At 66.8% G+C, this 15347-nt stretch carries 15 protein-coding genes; 9 read left to right on the top strand and 6 right to left on the bottom strand.

Features of this window, described 5'->3' with window-relative positions:
- Positions 1 to 173 precede the first annotated feature (173 nt).
- The 8 genes from AC6HZP_RS22950 (at position 174) to AC6HZP_RS22985 (ending at position 9167) form a co-directional block, all read left to right on the top strand.
- Complete coding sequence (locus tag AC6HZP_RS22950; protein WP_497524693.1) at positions 174 to 1226, top strand: TIM barrel protein; 1053 nt, start codon at positions 174 to 176, stop codon at positions 1224 to 1226.
- Positions 1227 to 1248: 22 nt separating this feature from the next.
- Entirely contained in the window at positions 1249 to 2391 is a 1143-nt protein-coding gene (locus AC6HZP_RS22955; RefSeq protein WP_497524694.1) for a Gfo/Idh/MocA family protein, read from the top strand.
- A gap of 6 nt (positions 2392 to 2397) precedes the next feature.
- Entirely contained in the window at positions 2398 to 3918 is a 1521-nt protein-coding gene (locus tag AC6HZP_RS22960) for a sugar ABC transporter ATP-binding protein (protein WP_497524695.1), read from the top strand.
- Entirely contained in the window at positions 3918 to 4889 is a 972-nt protein-coding gene (locus AC6HZP_RS22965) for an ABC transporter permease (protein WP_497524696.1), read from the top strand. The genes AC6HZP_RS22960 and AC6HZP_RS22965 overlap by 1 nt, the downstream gene beginning before the upstream one ends.
- Positions 4890 to 4933: 44 nt before the next feature.
- The gene (locus tag AC6HZP_RS22970; RefSeq protein ID WP_497524697.1) at positions 4934 to 5944 is read left to right on the top strand and encodes a sugar ABC transporter substrate-binding protein; all 1011 of its coding nucleotides are present in this window, start codon (positions 4934 to 4936) and stop codon (positions 5942 to 5944) included.
- Between the two features lie 166 nt (positions 5945 to 6110).
- Positions 6111 to 6959: a sugar phosphate isomerase/epimerase family protein gene (locus AC6HZP_RS22975; RefSeq protein WP_497524698.1), complete on the top strand. Its 849-nt coding sequence runs from the start codon at positions 6111 to 6113 to the stop codon at positions 6957 to 6959.
- Between the two features lie 48 nt (positions 6960 to 7007).
- Positions 7008 to 8561 (top strand): UxaA family hydrolase, encoded by a 1554-nt coding sequence (locus tag AC6HZP_RS22980; RefSeq protein WP_497524699.1) that lies wholly within the window; start codon positions 7008 to 7010, stop codon positions 8559 to 8561.
- Between the two features lie 174 nt (positions 8562 to 8735).
- Positions 8736 to 9167 (top strand): RbsD/FucU family protein, encoded by a 432-nt coding sequence (locus AC6HZP_RS22985; protein ID WP_497524700.1) that lies wholly within the window; start codon positions 8736 to 8738, stop codon positions 9165 to 9167.
- A 6-nt stretch (positions 9168 to 9173) separates the two neighbouring features.
- On the opposite strand, the gene AC6HZP_RS22990 is transcribed toward AC6HZP_RS22985, so the two are convergent.
- The 4 genes from AC6HZP_RS22990 to AC6HZP_RS23005 all read right to left on the bottom strand — a co-directional run bounded on the left by AC6HZP_RS22990 (position 9174) and on the right by AC6HZP_RS23005 (position 12491).
- Positions 9174 to 10055, bottom strand: coding sequence for a ribokinase (locus AC6HZP_RS22990; protein WP_497524701.1), 882 nt, complete (start codon positions 10053 to 10055; stop codon positions 9174 to 9176).
- Entirely contained in the window at positions 10052 to 10927 is an 876-nt protein-coding gene (locus AC6HZP_RS22995; RefSeq protein ID WP_497524702.1) for a MurR/RpiR family transcriptional regulator, read from the bottom strand. The genes AC6HZP_RS22990 and AC6HZP_RS22995 overlap by 4 nt, the downstream gene beginning before the upstream one ends.
- Positions 10928 to 10955: 28 nt before the next feature.
- Positions 10956 to 11936 carry a sugar phosphate isomerase/epimerase family protein gene (locus AC6HZP_RS23000; protein WP_497526846.1) on the bottom strand — a complete coding sequence of 327 codons (981 nt, stop codon included), beginning with the start codon at positions 11934 to 11936 and terminating at the stop codon, positions 10956 to 10958.
- A gap of 159 nt (positions 11937 to 12095) precedes the next feature.
- The gene (locus tag AC6HZP_RS23005) at positions 12096 to 12491 is read right to left on the bottom strand and encodes a (R)-mandelonitrile lyase (protein ID WP_497524703.1); all 396 of its coding nucleotides are present in this window, start codon (positions 12489 to 12491) and stop codon (positions 12096 to 12098) included.
- Positions 12492 to 12577: 86 nt separating this feature from the next.
- On the opposite strand from AC6HZP_RS23005, the gene AC6HZP_RS23010 reads away from it, so the two are divergent.
- On the top strand, positions 12578 to 13180 hold the full coding sequence (locus tag AC6HZP_RS23010) for an IMPACT family protein (RefSeq protein WP_497524704.1): 603 nt from the start codon (positions 12578 to 12580) through the stop codon (positions 13178 to 13180).
- 49 nt (positions 13181 to 13229) lie between these two features.
- Here AC6HZP_RS23010 and AC6HZP_RS23015 read toward each other — a convergent pair whose 3' ends face one another.
- Both AC6HZP_RS23015 and AC6HZP_RS23020 read right to left on the bottom strand, forming a co-directional pair.
- Positions 13230 to 14225 carry a P1 family peptidase gene (locus AC6HZP_RS23015; RefSeq protein ID WP_497524705.1) on the bottom strand — a complete coding sequence of 332 codons (996 nt, stop codon included), beginning with the start codon at positions 14223 to 14225 and terminating at the stop codon, positions 13230 to 13232.
- Positions 14226 to 14338: 113 nt separating this feature from the next.
- Positions 14339 to 15106, bottom strand: a complete 768-nt coding sequence (locus AC6HZP_RS23020) for a FadR/GntR family transcriptional regulator (RefSeq protein ID WP_497524706.1) — start codon at positions 15104 to 15106, stop codon at positions 14339 to 14341.
- Positions 15107 to 15347 lie beyond the last annotated feature (241 nt).

Raw genomic sequence — 15347 nt, forward strand, 5'->3', positions numbered from 1 at the left:
AGGTAGCGGCCGGAGCGCGCTGGGGAGGCGATCTCGCGACGTGGCGACAACCGGAACGGAGTCCGCATGGACTGCCGGCGGGAGCGTGCGCCTGAAAAGAACGCGTCGCCGCGCCGGCATGCAGGAGGGACCCGTCGCCAGGAGCCGGCGGGCCCGAGAGGGAGGAAGAACACGTGGCGGATCAGAACAACTTTCCAAAGCTGCACAACGCGGCATGGCCCGGCGTCGTCGGCAAGGGCGGGGAAGGTGGCGAGCCCATCATTCCATTGGACACGCTGCTGGAACTGACCGCCAAGGCGGAAGTCGATGGACAGAAGTTCGACGGCATCGATCTCTGGCTCGCCGATCCGCATCTCTCGATCGACAGTGACCGCGACCAGGTCAAGCGCATGGTCGACCATATCGCGGGCTACGGCCTGAAGGTCGGCTCCTTCGTGGCGCCGATCTGGGCGGGCGCCGGCGGCGGCTCCGCCATGGGCTCGGCCGACGAGCGCAAGCGCTTCGTCTCGCAGGTGCGCAAGGCGGCCCAGATCGGCGAGCAGATGCGCGAGCTCGGCATCCGCCCGACCGGCGGCATCCGCATCGATTCCTCGACCGGCGTCGGCGACTGGGACAAGGACCCGGCCGGCAACACCAAGATCATCGCCGAGACCTTCCGCGAGGCCGGCAAGGCGGCGCAGGATCATGGCGAGTTCCTCGTCGCCGAGGGCGAGATCTGCTGGGGCGGCATGCAGTCCTGGCGCGAGAATGTCCGCCTGCTCGAAGAGGTCGGCATGCCGGGCGTCGTCGGCTACCAGGCCGACATGGCGCATTCGATGCTGTTCACGCTCGGCTATAACGCCGAGCAGGATCGCCTGCTGCCCGAGGGCTATGACTGGCAGGACCGCTCCGTCCTCGACGCGGCCTACAAGAAGGTCGCCGACGCGCTCCGCCCCTGGACCTACGATTTCCACGTCGCCCAGAACGACGGCACCGTCTTCGGTTCCGGCGACCACGAGAAGACCGGCCGCCACGTCCAGGTCACCGACCCGAACGGCAAGCTCGATGTCACCAAGCACGCCGGCTACTGGCTGCGCGACGACAGCGGCAACCCGACCCGCAAGATGCGCCACATCGCCTGGGACGGCTGCATGTTCCCGAATTCCGTGATGACGGCGCAGCAGACCTGGAACGACGTTCTGGGCGCGATGATCAAGGTGCGCGACGCCCATGGCTGGCGCGAATAACGGTTCCGGGGATCCTTCGAAAATGACCAAGAAAAAACTCAATATCGGCCTGGTCGGCGCCGGCTTCATGGGCCGCACCCATTCCAACGCCTTCCGTCAGGTCGGCCAGTTCTTCAACAACGACTACGAGCCCGTCCTGAAGGCAATCGCGACGCGCAACGCCAAGGGCGCCGCCGATTTCGCCGAGAACTGGGGCTATGAGAGCTCCGAGAGCGACTGGCGCAAGCTGATCGAGCGGAAAGATATCGACCTGATCGATATCGCCAGCCCGAACGACACCCATGCCGAGATCGCCATCGCGGCGGCAGAGGCCGGCAAGATGGTGATGTGCGAGAAGCCGCTCGGCCGCAACGCCGCCGAGGCCGAGAAGATGGTCGCTGCCGTCGAGGCGGCCGGCGTCGCCAACATGGTCTGGTACAACTACCGCCGCGTGCCGGCGGTGACGCTCGCCAAGCAGATGATCGACGAGGGCCGGCTCGGCCGCATCTTCCACTACCGGGCAAAGTTCCTGCAGGACTGGACCATCTCGGCCGACGTGCCGCAGGGCGGCATGGGCACCTGGCGTCTCGACGCCAGCGTCGCCGGCAGCGGCGTCACCGGCGATCTGCTCGCCCACTGCATCGACACCGCGCTCTGGCTGAACGGCGGCATCGACAGCGTGACGGCGGCGACCGAGACCTTCGTCAAGCAGCGCTCGCACGCCGTCAGCGGCAAGGTCGAAGAGGTCAAGATCGACGACGCCAGCGCCTTCCTGGCCCGCTTCGGCAACGGCTCGCTCGCGACCTTCGAGGCGACCCGCTACGCCCGTGGCCACAAGGCGCTCTACACGCTCGAGATCAACGGCGAGAAGGGTTCGATTGCCTGGGATCTGCACGACCTGCACCGGCTGCAGTTCTTCGACCATGGCGACGCCAGCCATCTGCGCGGCTGGCGCACGATCCACATCACCGACGGCGACCATCCCTATATGAGCCACTGGTGGGTGCCGGGGCTGCAGATCGGCTACGAGCATTCCTTCATCCATCAGGCCGCCGATTTCCTGTCCGGCCTCGCTTCGGACAAGCCGGCCGCGCCGAGCTTCCGCGATGCGCTCAAGACCGACTACGTCACCGACGCGGTGCTGGCTTCGGCCAAATCCGGCCGCTGGGAAACGGTCAAGGGCTGAGCGGCGATGAACTCCGCAACACCCCTCGCCATCCAGGTGCAGTCCGTGACCAAGAGCTTTCTCGGTCAGCGGGCGCTGGACGATATCGACTTCGAGGTCGCGCGCGGCGAGGTGCACGGGCTGGTCGGCAAGAACGGCGCCGGCAAGTCCACCTTCATGAAGATCCTGTCGGGCGCCCAGCCGCCCGACAGTGGCCGGATCGTCGTCGGCGGCAAGGCCTTCACCGCCCTCAACCCGGCCGAGGGGCGCGCCGCCGGCATCGCGATCGTCTACCAGAATCCCGAGCTGCATCTGGACCTGACGGTCGCGGCGAACATTTTTCTCGGCGCCGAGCCGCGCAAGGCTTTCGGCATCATCGACGAGAAGGCGATGTCGCGGCAGGCGGCTGAGCTGCTCGCCCGGCTCGGCCTCAACTTGCCCGTCGACAAGCGCCTCGGCGATTTCGACATCGCCGACCGCCAGCAGGTCGCAATCGCCAAGGCGGTGCGCGAAAAGGCGCATGTCCTGCTGCTCGACGAGCCGACGGCGGCGCTCAACAAGGCGCAGGCCGAGTTTCTCTTCAACCTGATCCGCGACCTCGCCAAACAGGGCATGGCGATCGTCTACGTGTCGCATCACCTCGATGAGGTGCTGGAGATCTCCGACCGCATCACGGTGCTCCGCAACGGCCGCAAGGTCGCCGTCGTCGAGGGCCGGAGCGCCGACAAGGACGGCCTGATCTCGATGATCGTCGGCCGCACGCTCGACGCGGTCGAGACGCACCGGAGCGAGCGGCCGAAGGCCGATCCGTTCCTGGTGCTCGATGCCGTCTCGAGCGCGGCCGGACTCGACGACGTGTCGCTGACCGTCGCCAAGGGCGAGATCATCGGCCTGACCGGGCTGATCGGCGGCGGCGCCAATGCGCTGGCGGCCGTCATCGGCGGGCTCGATCATCGCCATGTCGCGGGCAACATGACCCTCAACGGCCAGCCCTATGCGCCCCGCGCCGTCCGCGAGGCGATCGCCCGCGGCGTGCTGTTCATTCCCGAGGACATGCGCGGACGCGGCCTCGTGATGAGCCTGTCGATCGCCAAGAACATCTCGCTCGCCGCGCTCAAATCGCTGTCGAAACTGGGCTGGCTCAAGCTTCAGAAGGAGACGGGCGTCGCGACGGAGATGTCGGAGCGACTGGACCTCAACCCGCGCGCGCCCAGCCGCGAGGTGCGGTTCCTGAGCGGCGGCAACCAGCGCAAGGCGCTGCTCGGCCGCGCGATCTTCGCCGATGGCGAGCTCTTCGTGCTGGAGGAGCCTACCCAGGGCGTCGACGTCGAATCGCAGCGGCAGATCCATGACCATCTGCGCAGCCTCGCGGCCAAGGGCGCGACCGTCGTCTTCGTCTCCACCGACCTCGAGGAACTGATCGCGCTGGCCGATCGGATCCTCGTCCTGCGCGGCGGCCGGATCGAACAGCAGCTGTCTCCCGACGGCCTCGATCCGCAGCAATTGCTCGCGGCCATCCAGACTCAAAGCACCCGGAGCCTGAACTGATGTCTTCTCCCGCCGCCACCGCCGCCGCGTCGGCAAGCCGCAAGCCAGGCGGTCTCCGGACGCTCGACATCGGCCGCTACACGCTGCTGATCGTGCTCCTGCTGATCGTCGTGATCACCGCCATCGGCAACCCGCGCTTCCTGTCCATCAACAACCTGATGAACATCCTGTTCCAGGTGTCGGCGCTCGGCATCGTCGCTTCCGGCCAGACCATCCTCTTGATCGCCGGCGGCCTCGACCTTTCGGTCGGCGCGGCGCTCTCGGTCGCGGGCCTGGCGACGGCGCTCACCATCATGTCGACCGGATCGGTGACGCTCGGCATCCTGGCCGGCGTGGTGGCCGGCACGGTCGTCGGCGCCATCAACGGCATGCTGGTCGCCACCAATCGCGCCACGCCCTTCATCATCACGCTCGGAACGATGACGTTCCTGCAGGGCGTCGCGATCCTGATGTCGGGCGGCAGCCCGATCAACGGCACCGGCGCGCTGTTCAACGTGTTCGGCCTCGGCGATTTCCTCGGCGTGCCGTGGCCGGTCTACGCGATGATCGTCTCGATCCTCGCGATGTTCCTGATCCTGCGCTTCACCACGCTCGGCCGCTATGCCTTCGCCATCGGCGGCAACGAGGAAGCGGCGCGGCTTTCGGGCATCCCGGTCCGGCGCATCAAGATCGCCCTCTATGCCCTGAGCGGCCTGTTCGTCGGCGTCGCCGGCGTCATCCTGACGGGCATCCTCGACTCGGGCCTGCCCAGCATGGGCACCGGCTACGAGCTCCGCGCCATCGCGGCAGTCGTCATCGGCGGCACGCCGCTGATCGGCGGGCGCGGATCCGTCATCGGAACCCTCGGCGGCGTCCTGCTGCTGGGCCTGGTGAGCAACAGCATGAACCTTCTCGGCGTCGGCGCGAACTTCCAGAGCGCCGTGCTGGGATTGATCATAACGGCGGCCGTGCTTCTGCAGAAAAAGAGCTGACCGACACGCCGCTCCAAGGACTACGTCAAAGGAGGAGACGAGGAATGAACATCACGAGAAGAGCCCTTGCGCTACTGGCGCTCGGAACGGCGCTTGTGGCCCCCGGCCTGTCCCAGGCCGCGGAAAAGACCATCGCCTTCATGCGCGGCGGTCCGGATCCCTACTACCAGTTCGGCATGAACGCCGCCCAGGCCGCCGCCGACAAGCTCGGCGTCAAGCTGATCACCTATTCGGCGAACAACGACCCGACCCAGGAACTCGCCAACGTCCAGGACGCGATCACCAAGGGCGTCGACGGCATCCTGATCTACGCCGTGTCGCTGTCGTCGGAGAAGGCCGCCATCGCGCAGGCCAAGAAGGCTGGCGTGCCGATCTTCTTCCAGTACGGCTATGACGAGTCGATCCTGGCGGATTCGGCCGGCATCATGCAGATCGACCTCTTCAATTTCGGCCAGCCCGTGGGCGAGGCGATCGGCAAGCTGCTGCCGGAAGGCGAATACGCCACCATCACAGGCAAGCTCGGCCGCGGCGACGCGGAAGCCTTCGCTCAGTCGTTCAAGAACGGCATCGCGAAGTCAGGCTCCAAGGCTGTCTCCGTGGCGGACCTGGCAGCCGACTGGGACCGCCAGAAGGCCATGGACGCCGCCTCGCAGATCCTGACGGCCCATCCGAACGTCAAGGCGATCTACGCCGCCAATGACGACATGGCCGTCGGCGTCGCCATCGCCATCGATCGGGCCGGCAAGTCCGGCGAAATCCTGATCGGCGGCAACAACGGCGCGCCCTATGGCGTCGAGCTGATCGAGAAGGGCCAGATGACCCTGACCGGCAGCAACCCGCCGTCGATCGCCTCGGTCCATGCGCTGCGCCTGCTGCTCGGCGTCATCGACGGATCGGTTAAGCCCGGCCAGTTCTACTACGCGCCGAGCCAGCTGATCACCAAGGACAATCTCGGCGACGCGATTCCGTGGGATGCCAAGCCCGAGATGGTCGCGAAGTGGCTGGAAGAGCCGCTGCCGCAGGGTGCGGCCCCGCCGGTGCCGCCGGCAAACTGATGCACCGGGCCGGCGGACCCCTGCGGTTCGCCGGCCTGTCCCAGTGGCGCCGGACCTCGTGCCCGGCCCGCACGGTTTGCCCGCGACGGCTCCATATTGGGTCGCGCTTTCTTCACGCGAACCGGTGTCGACTTCGCTCGAAAACGCTCTGGAAAAGACGACCGCAATGAAGATCGGCTTCAATCTCCTGCTCTGGACGGCCCATGTCGAACGCCGGCACTGGCCCATCCTCGAGGACCTGAAACGCTGCGGCTATGACGGCGTCGAGATCCCGATCTTCGAGGGCACGCCCGAGCACTACGCGGAGCTCGGGCGCGAACTGGACCGGCTCGGCCTCGATCGCACCGTGATCGCGCTGTTTCCCGGCACCGAGATGAACCCGATCGGTGCGGAAGCCTCGCAGCAGGAAGGCGCGCGCCGCCACCTGGCCTGGATCCTCGATTGCTCGGCGGCGCTCGGCGCCAAAATCGTCGGCGGGCCCCTGCACTCGACGCTCGGCCATTTTTCCGGCGACGCGCCGACGGCGGCGGAGCGGGAGCGCGGCATCGCCTTCCACCGCGACGCCGGCGAGATGGCGCGCGACCGCGGCATCACGCTGGTGCTGGAGGCGATCAACCGCTTCGAGTGCTATTTCGTCAACACGATGCAGGACCTCGCGGGCTATTTGGCCGAGGTCGACCATCCGAACGTCGCCGGCATGTACGACACCTTCCACGCCAATATCGAGGAGAAGGATCCGCTCGCCGCCGTCGCGGCGATCGCGCCGCACCTTGCGCATGTGCATGTCTCGGAGAACGATCGCGGCACGCCCGGCAAGGGACACATCGATTTCGACAGCACCTTCAAGGCGCTGAAGGCGGTCGACTACGACGGCTGGATCACCATTGAGGCGTTCGGACGCTCGCTGCCGCTGCTCGCCGCGGCGACGCGCGTCTGGCGCGACTTCTTCCCGTCGACCACCGAGGTCTATGGCGACGGATTCAAGCTCATCCACGACGGCTGGCATTCGGCCTGAATTTGCAGACAAGGCGGCCGGCGGTTCGGCCGCGAACAAGGATTTCCCATGAACGAGGCCGCCCCCCTCCCCGTCCAGTCGCGGACCCTTCTCCTGAACGGCCAGGACAACATCGCCGTAGCCCTCGGCAATCTCGACGTCGGCGCGATGACGGCGCAAGGCGCCGAGATCATCCGCCGCGTGCCGCGCGGGCACAAATTCGCCATTCGCCCGATCGCGGCCGGCGAGCCGATCCTGAAGTTCGGCCAGATCATCGGCTTCGCCAAGAACGACATCGCCGTCGGCGACTGGGTGCATGAGCACAATTGCGGCATCGGCGAAGCGCATGGCGCCTTCGAGCGCGACTACGCCTTCGGCGAAGGCGTGGTGCCGACCGACTATGTGTCGCCCGAATTCCAGGCGACGTTCCAGGGCTTCCGGCGCGCCAATGGCAAGGTCGGGACGCGCAACTATGTCGGCATTCTCACCTCGGTGAACTGCTCGACCACCGTTGCGGGCTTCATCGCCACCGAGATCGAGCGTTCCGGCATCCTGAACGACTATCCGAACATCGACGGCATCGTCGCGCTGAAGCAGGCGAATGGCTGCGTCATCGATTATCGCGGCGTCATCTTCGACACGCTGAAGCGCACGACCTGGGGCTATGCGACCAACCCGAACATGGGCGGCGTCGTCATGGTCGGCCTCGGCTGCGAGGGCTTCCAGATCCCCCGCTTCAAGGACGCCTACAAGATCGAGGAGAGCGAGACCTTCCGCACCATGACGATCCAGGAGGTCGGCGGCACGCGGAAGACGGTCGACGCCGGCGTCGAGGCGGTCAAGGCGATGCTGCCGATCGTGAACAGCGTGAAGCGCGAGACCGTACCGGCGAGCGAGCTGATGCTCGCCCTGCAGTGCGGCGGCTCCGACGGCTATTCCGGCATCACCGCCAACCCGGCGCTCGGCGTCGCCGCCGACATCCTGGTGCGCAATGGCGGCACCGCCATTCTTTCCGAGACGCCCGAGATCTACGGCGCCGAGCACCTGCTCACCCGCCGCGCCGTCTCGCGCGAGGTCGGCCAGAAGCTCGTCGACATCATCCATTGGTGGGAGGACTACGCCGAGCGTAACCTCATGGAGATGAACAACAATCCGTCGCCCGGCAACAAGCAGGGCGGCTTGACGACCATTCTCGAGAAGTCGCTCGGCGCCGCCGCCAAGGGCGGCATGTCGCCGCTCACCGCCGTCTACGGCTATGCCGAGCCGGTGACCGAGAAGGGCTTCGTGTTCATGGATACGCCCGGCTACGACCCGGTCTCGGCGACCGGACAGGTGGCGGGCGGCGCCAACATCCTCTGCTTCACCACCGGGCGCGGCTCCGCCTATGGCTGCAAGCCGACGCCGTCGATCAAGATCGCCACCAATTCCGAGATCTACGCCAAGATGATCGACGACATGGACATCAATGGCGGCGACGTGCTCGACGGCAAGTCGCTCGAAGCCAAGGGGCAGGAGATCTTCGACGAGATCCTCGCCGTCGCCTCGGGCAAGAAGAGCAAGTCCGAGCTGCTCGGCTATGGCGACAACGAATTCGTGCCCTGGCAGATCGGCGCGACGTTCTAGCCTTTGCCGACCCACGCTTTTCGGTGCGCGAACGGTTCGCCTCGTCGCCCGAAAACCAGAACCCCCGGGGGGCCAAGGGGCCCGGTCCGTTCCAGCGCCGCATCGTCTGGGACGGACCGGGCTTCCGACGAGGGCCAGCCTTCGTGAACAAAATTCATCCAAGGAGAGTGAGACATGCTGAAGGGACTTTCGCCCATCCTCAGCCCCGACCTGTTGTGGACGCTGCGCGCCATGGGCCATGGCGACGAGATCACCATCGTCGACGCCAACTATCCTGCCACCAGCGCCGGCCCGGACCTGATCCGCATCGACGCCGCCACCGCGCCGCAGGTGCTGGAGGCCGTGCTGTCGCTGCTGCCGCTCGACCAGTATGACGACGTCGCCGCGATCTCGATGCAGGTGGTGGGCGATCCCGACCGGCGCGAGCCGATCGTCGACGAGTTCGAGGCGATCGTCAAAAAGCACGAGCCGGCACACAAAGTGCACTCGCTGGAACGCTTCGCCTTCTACGAACGCGCCAATTCCGGCTACGCCATCATCCAGACGGGCGAGACGCGCCAATATGGCAATCTCATCCTGAAGAAGGGCATCGTCCCGCCGAGCTGAGCCCGATCAGGACACGGGCGCGCTGACCAGGGCCGCCGCGGCACGGTTGGCCTGCGCCAACGCCTCGGCGAGGGCCTCGCCCCGGGCGAGGCTGGCGGCCAGCCTGCCGATGAACTCGTCGCCGGCGCCGTGCGTGCTGACCAGCACCACCGGGATCGCCTCGATGGCGATCTCGTCGCCCTCGGCGGTGACGCAGGCCACTCCCTTGTCGCCGGCGGTCACCACGGCGATCGGGTAGTCGCGCGACAGGATTCGCGCGGCCGCCATGGCTCCATCGAGGCTGTCGACGACGGGAACGCCCGCCAGCAGCTCCGCCTCGACGCCGTTGACGACCAGGATATCGACGCTCGACGCCAGGGCTTGCGAGGGGACGCGGGCCGGCGCCGCATTGAGGATGACGCGACCGCCCGCCGCCTTCATCGCCGATGCCGCCGCGACATTCGCTTCGTCCGGCACCTCGTTCTGCAGGACGAGGACATTGCCGGGCGCAAAGAGTTCGCCAGCATTCGCGACATCGGCCCGGGACAGCGACAGGTTGGAGCCGGACACGATCACCGCGCCATAGTCTCCGTCACTGTCGAAGATCGCGACGCTCATCCCGGTCGAGGCGCCCGAGGCGGTCCGCACGAAGCGGCAATCCACACCACGGCTGTCGAGGTTCGCCAGCAGCGTCCGGCCGAAATCATCCTCCGCCACCGCGCCGATCATGGCGCTGGCAACGCCGTGGCGCGCCGCCGAGACAGCCTGGTTGCCGCCCTTGCCACCGCATTTCGGATACCAGGAGCGCCCGGCGATCGTCTCGCCCTTTCGCGGCCGCGCCGGACTGTCGACGATGATGTCGTAGTGGAGGCTGCCGAAGACGACGACGGTCGGCGGGCTTGCGGTCATGGCGTCCTGTCTCTTCGCTTCGATGCCACGGCGGACATGGTCTTTTCGAGGTTCTGCTCGGCGCCGCGACGGTCGCGCTGGGCGACGGCGACGAACACCGCGTCGAGAATGTTCAGCTGGGCGATGCGGGCGGCGGCGTTCTCGCCCATCAGCGGCGAACCCTGCGCGGTCGAGCAGAGGACAATGTCCGCCTGCTCGGCGAGCGGCGAGCGATTGTAATTGGTGACGGCGAGCGTCGTGGCGCCGTTTCGCCGCGCCAGGCCGATGGCCTCGATCACCGCCGTCGTATTTCCCGAATGCGAGAAGCCGATGACGATGTCGCCCGGCCCGAGCAGCGACGCCGACATCAGCATCATATGCGCATCGTCCTGGACGCTGGCGCGCAGGCCGATGCGGAGAAACTTGTGGCCGACATCGCGGGCGATCTGGGCGGATCCACCGACGCCATAGAAGTCGCGCTGACGCGCCGCATGAATGGCATCGACGGCGCGATCGAAGGCGTCCATGTCGAGGATCGCCAGCGTCTGCTCCAACGCCTGGATCGACGTCCGGAACACCTTCTGGACGATCTCGCGGGATGTATCGTCCGGCGACAGTTCCTGGTGCAGGGCGGCGGCCGGCAGGCGGTTATATTGCGCCAGCGCCGCCCGAAAACTCCGATAGCCCTCAAAGCCAAACTTCTTGGTGATCTTGACCACCATGGCTTCGGAAACACCGGCGGCCAGGGCGACCTGCTTCAGCGCCGTCTCGGCTCCGAAGTCGCCCATGGCGAAGACCGTCTCGACGACATGCGCCTCGCGCGAGGTCAAGAACGGCATCATCATGCGGATATGCGGGCCGACCGCGTCGGGCTTGAGATCGTCGGGGTTCATCGGTTTCCCCCCATTAGCGCGGCGCGGGTCACGCTTCGGGCGCCAGCATGGCTTCCTGCAGGATCGCCTGCGAGGTCACCGCGTCCTGCCGGTCGATCGCGTCGGTGAGGCGATTGTCGCGCTCGAGGCGCTCCACCACCTGCAGCATGCGCCGGACCGTCCGGATGTTGACCTCGCATTCCCGCACCGGGTCGAGGCCGGTCATGTCGGGGAACGTGTCGAAATAGATGGCGCCGTCATAGCCGTCGCGCCGGATCTGGCGCAGCAGCTCGATGGTCTGGACCGAATGGACGGCGCCGACCATCAACCCGTCGTCGCGCTTGGCATAGCCGTCGTTGAGATGCACGCCGAGCAGGCGACTGTGCCGCGCGATCATCGCCGCGGCGAATGCCGGCTGCTCGTCGGCATAGAGCACGTGGGCGAAATCCAGCGTGACGCCGAGATTGGGTGCGCCGACCTCGCGGATCGCCAGCAGCGTCGTCGCGCAATCCGGCATCAGGCTGTAGGAGCGCGGCTCGTTCGGCTTGTATTCAATGCTGATCCGGCAATCGGGATCATGCGCGCACACTTCACGGATTCCATCGATCTCGTGTTGCCACAACCGCTCATAGTCGGCCTGAAATGCGTAGTCGAAGCCGTCCGGACCGAGCCAGATCGTCATCAGATCGGCTCCGGCCTCGCGCGCGGCGTCGATGCCCCGCTTGGTCAGATCAATCGCCTCGCTCCGGACATCAGAATCCGGATGGGTAAAGGCGCCGAGCTTGAAAGCGGGATTGGTGTAGTAGCGCATGGCGAAACCGTTGATCGCCAGGCCCAGATCGCCGAGCTTCTTCGCCAGTTCGCGGGGATTGTCGTCGACATGGTCGGGATAGTTGAGGTCGAGATCCGTCAGACCATCCACCTTGGCAGCACGCGCCGCCATCTGGAGCGCGCTCGGCTTCCCCTTCAGTTCCGGCCACTCCGCCTCGGCGCGAGACGCGAAGGAGTTCAGGCGAGTAGCGAAGCGCAAGCTGATCACGGGATTAGCCCCTGTTTGCCGGATCGAGGCAAACTTCACACAATTATTGACAATTGTAAAGTTATCGATGATTCCGGCGATGCGGGCGGACGCAGCGCCGTCTGCGTTGCGCCCGTCGCCGACCAGTGCCATTCGGTGAGCACCCGGGCTTCAGCCCCGATAGTCTTCGTCCGAGACAGGCTCCATCCAGTCGACGACCTTGCCGTCGAGATGCTCGTGGATGGCGATATGCGTCATGGCAGTCTCCGGCGACGCGCCGTGCCAATGCTTCTCGCCCGGCTCGAACCAGACGACGTCGCCGGGGCGGATCTCCTCGATCGGGCCGCCCTCGCGCTGGGCGCGACCGAGCCCGGCGGTGACGATCAGCGTCTGCCCGAGCGGATGCGTGTGCCAGGCCGTGCGCGCGCCGGGCTCGAACGTCACGCTGGCCGCCGCCGCCCGCCGCGCCTCGTTGGCGGCGAACAGCGGATCGATGCGGACGCGGCCGGTAAACCAGTCCGCCGGCCCGCTCCCGGACGGATTGGCGCCATTTCTTGTGATCTGCATGATGACCGTTTCCCTATCGGATGCTTCCCGCAGTCTATGATAGCGGATGGCAACCGCCACAGGCGGATTCGAGGGGTGGAGCGCGCGTGACGGCGAGCGAGAGGTTCACGCTCGGGAAAACCGAGATCTTCCGGCAGGAAATCAAGAAGAGCCGCTTCATCGCGATCGCCGGCCCGATATCCGGCGAAGCGGCCGCAAAGGAGTTCATTGCCGCCCATTCCGATCCGGCGGCGAACCACAATTGCTGGGCCTGGCGGGCGGGTCAGCACTACCGCTTCAGCGATGACGGCGAGCCGAGCAGCACAGCGGGAAAACCCATTCTCCAGGCGATCGACGGCCAATCGCTGGACGGAGTCGCCGTCGTGGTGACGCGCTGGTTCGGTGGTATCCTGCTCGGCAGCGGCGGGCTGATCCGCGCCTATGGCGGCACGGCCGCCGCCTGCCTGCGCGCCGCCGAGAAGCTGCCGCTGGTGGCGACCCGCGAGGTCACGATCACCTGCCTGTTCAGCGATCTCGCGCTGGTCCAGGCACGCCTGTCGGCGCTTGCCTCGGCTGAGGTGCTCAGCCAGGCCTATACAGAGACCGGCGGCGAGATCGTCGCGGCGATCCACGAGGCCGAGGCGGAGGATATCCGGCAGATGATCGCCGATCTGACCAGCGGCCGCGCCATCGTCTCGGGAGCGGATTGAGACATGTTTCGGCGACACGGACTCACGTGAAACATCCTGCGCGGTTCCGCTAGGTCCGATCCCAGACGTCGCGCCAGGCAGGCAGGGTATCGGACTGCGGCAGGGCGGTCGCCTCGTAGACGGCGCGCGCGCAGGCGCGGGCGAGTGTGCGCACCACGGCGTCGCCGATCAGCGCGAGATCGAACACCGGATCGACAAGCGGCTTCCGGGCGGTCGCGGCGGCGAAGATCGTGTCGCCGTCGAGCGGCGTGTGCACCGGCCAGATGGCATGGGCATAGCCGTCATGCGCCATCACCGCGAGGCGCTTGCACTGCGCCTTGGTCAGCGCCGCATCGGTGGCGACGACGGCGATCGTCGTGTTGGCGCCGGGCGGCAGCCCCTTCAGCGGCGGCCGAACCGGCAGAGTGGGCAGCGGATGCGGCAGGCCGAGACCACCGAACTCGCCCGCCTGCTCGAACGCCGCCGCCCAGAAATGCGGCCCCTCGCCGAGATTGACGGCGCCGCAGGCATTGACCGCGACAAGCGCGCCGACCGTATGGCCCGAGGCGGAGATCATCGAGGCGGAGCCGAGGCCGCCCTTCAGATTGACGGTGGTCGCGCCCGTGCCGGCGCCGACCGTGCCGAGCGGAAAATCGAGGGTCGCGGCCTCGACGGCGGCATGGCCGAGATCGCGATAGGGCGAAAACCGGCCCCAGTCCTTGTCGCCGCCATTCAATAGATCGAACAGCACGGCGCCGGGCACGATCGGCACGCGGGCCGTGCCGACTTCGAAGCCGACCCCGCGCTCGGCCAGCGCCGCCATGACGCCGGAAGCGGCGTCGAGCCCGAAGGCCGATCCGCCGGAAAGCACGAGGGCATGAATGGCGCCGACCGTCTCGCGGGGATCGAGCAGATCGGTCTCCCGCGTTCCCGGCCCGCCGCCGCGCACATCGACGGACGCCACGGTGGGCTCGTCGAAAACGACGGTCGTGACGCCGGAGGCGAGCGCGAGATCGGTCGAATTGCCGACCTTGAGGCCTGGAACATCGGTGATCAGATTGCGCATCGGGCAGGAACCTCGCAGGGGATTGTCATCTGCCAGTCGACGAGGTTTTGATCCGCATCGTCAAGCAGACACAAGTGTTTTCCCGCCGCGAAAGCCGCACCTAAGGTGCGAAGTCATTCGTCGCCGAGGCCGCGTGAAAAAGCGAGCAGCACCGCGTCGAGGTGCTTCTGCATCGCCGCGCGAGCGTCAGCCTCCCTGCCGTCGGCGATCGCGTCGAGAATGCGCCGGTGCTCCTCGACCGTCTTGGCCGGGCGATCGGGGCCGACGAGCAGCTCCTCGAACTTGTTGAACAGCGGCCGCGAGAGATTGTCCCACAGCGAGGCGATGACAAAGGCATAGGCGGCGTTGCCGCTGGCTCTTGCGATGGCGACGTGGAAGTTGCGGTCTCCGTTCCGATAGTTCGGCGCCCTGACCGACTCCGCTTCGGCCTGCAGCTCGATCGCCTCGCGCATCCGTTCGAGATCCGCCTCGGTCCGGTTCGCGGCGGCGAGCTCCGCCGTGCGGAGCTCGATATGCAGGCGCGCCTCCATCAGCTCGATCGGTCCGATGTCGCGGTCGGCCAGGCCGGCGACGGCGCCGGAAGGATCCGGCCGGGGCGTCGCCTCCAGAATCTGCACGCCGTGACCGACGCGGATCGACACCTTGCCGCTGACCTCGAGCGCGATCAGCGCCTCCCGCACCGACGTCCGGCTGACGCCGAGCTGCTGCGCCAGCTCCCGTTCGGCCGGCAGCAGGGTGCCGATCGGAAAGAGCCCCTGATCGATGCGGTCACGGATCAAATCGGCGATCTGGCGATAGAGCCGAACCGGCTCGAGCTGCGGCAGCCGGGCCTCGGCGGCCTTCTCCGGATAGGCGAGACGGGAGGGGGGAAGTCGTTTCATGGGGCCTTCCAGGCTGGGGCTGAACGTCGGCCACCTGACGAGGCTGGGGCGATGACGGGCCAACATATCGAGGTTGACGGCGCTTGCAAAGCGGCCTATCAGTCCAAATGTCCAGTGGTTGGACCAATAGATCAAGCGATCGTCAGACGGCCTCCGGAAGGCAGTATAAAACCAACAAAACCTGCCTCTTGAAGTTGATCCGACAAGCAAAGCGTTCGATCCGTCGCCGCCTTGCGATCGC

Source organism: Kaistia sp. SLG-1, assembly GCF_059699055.1.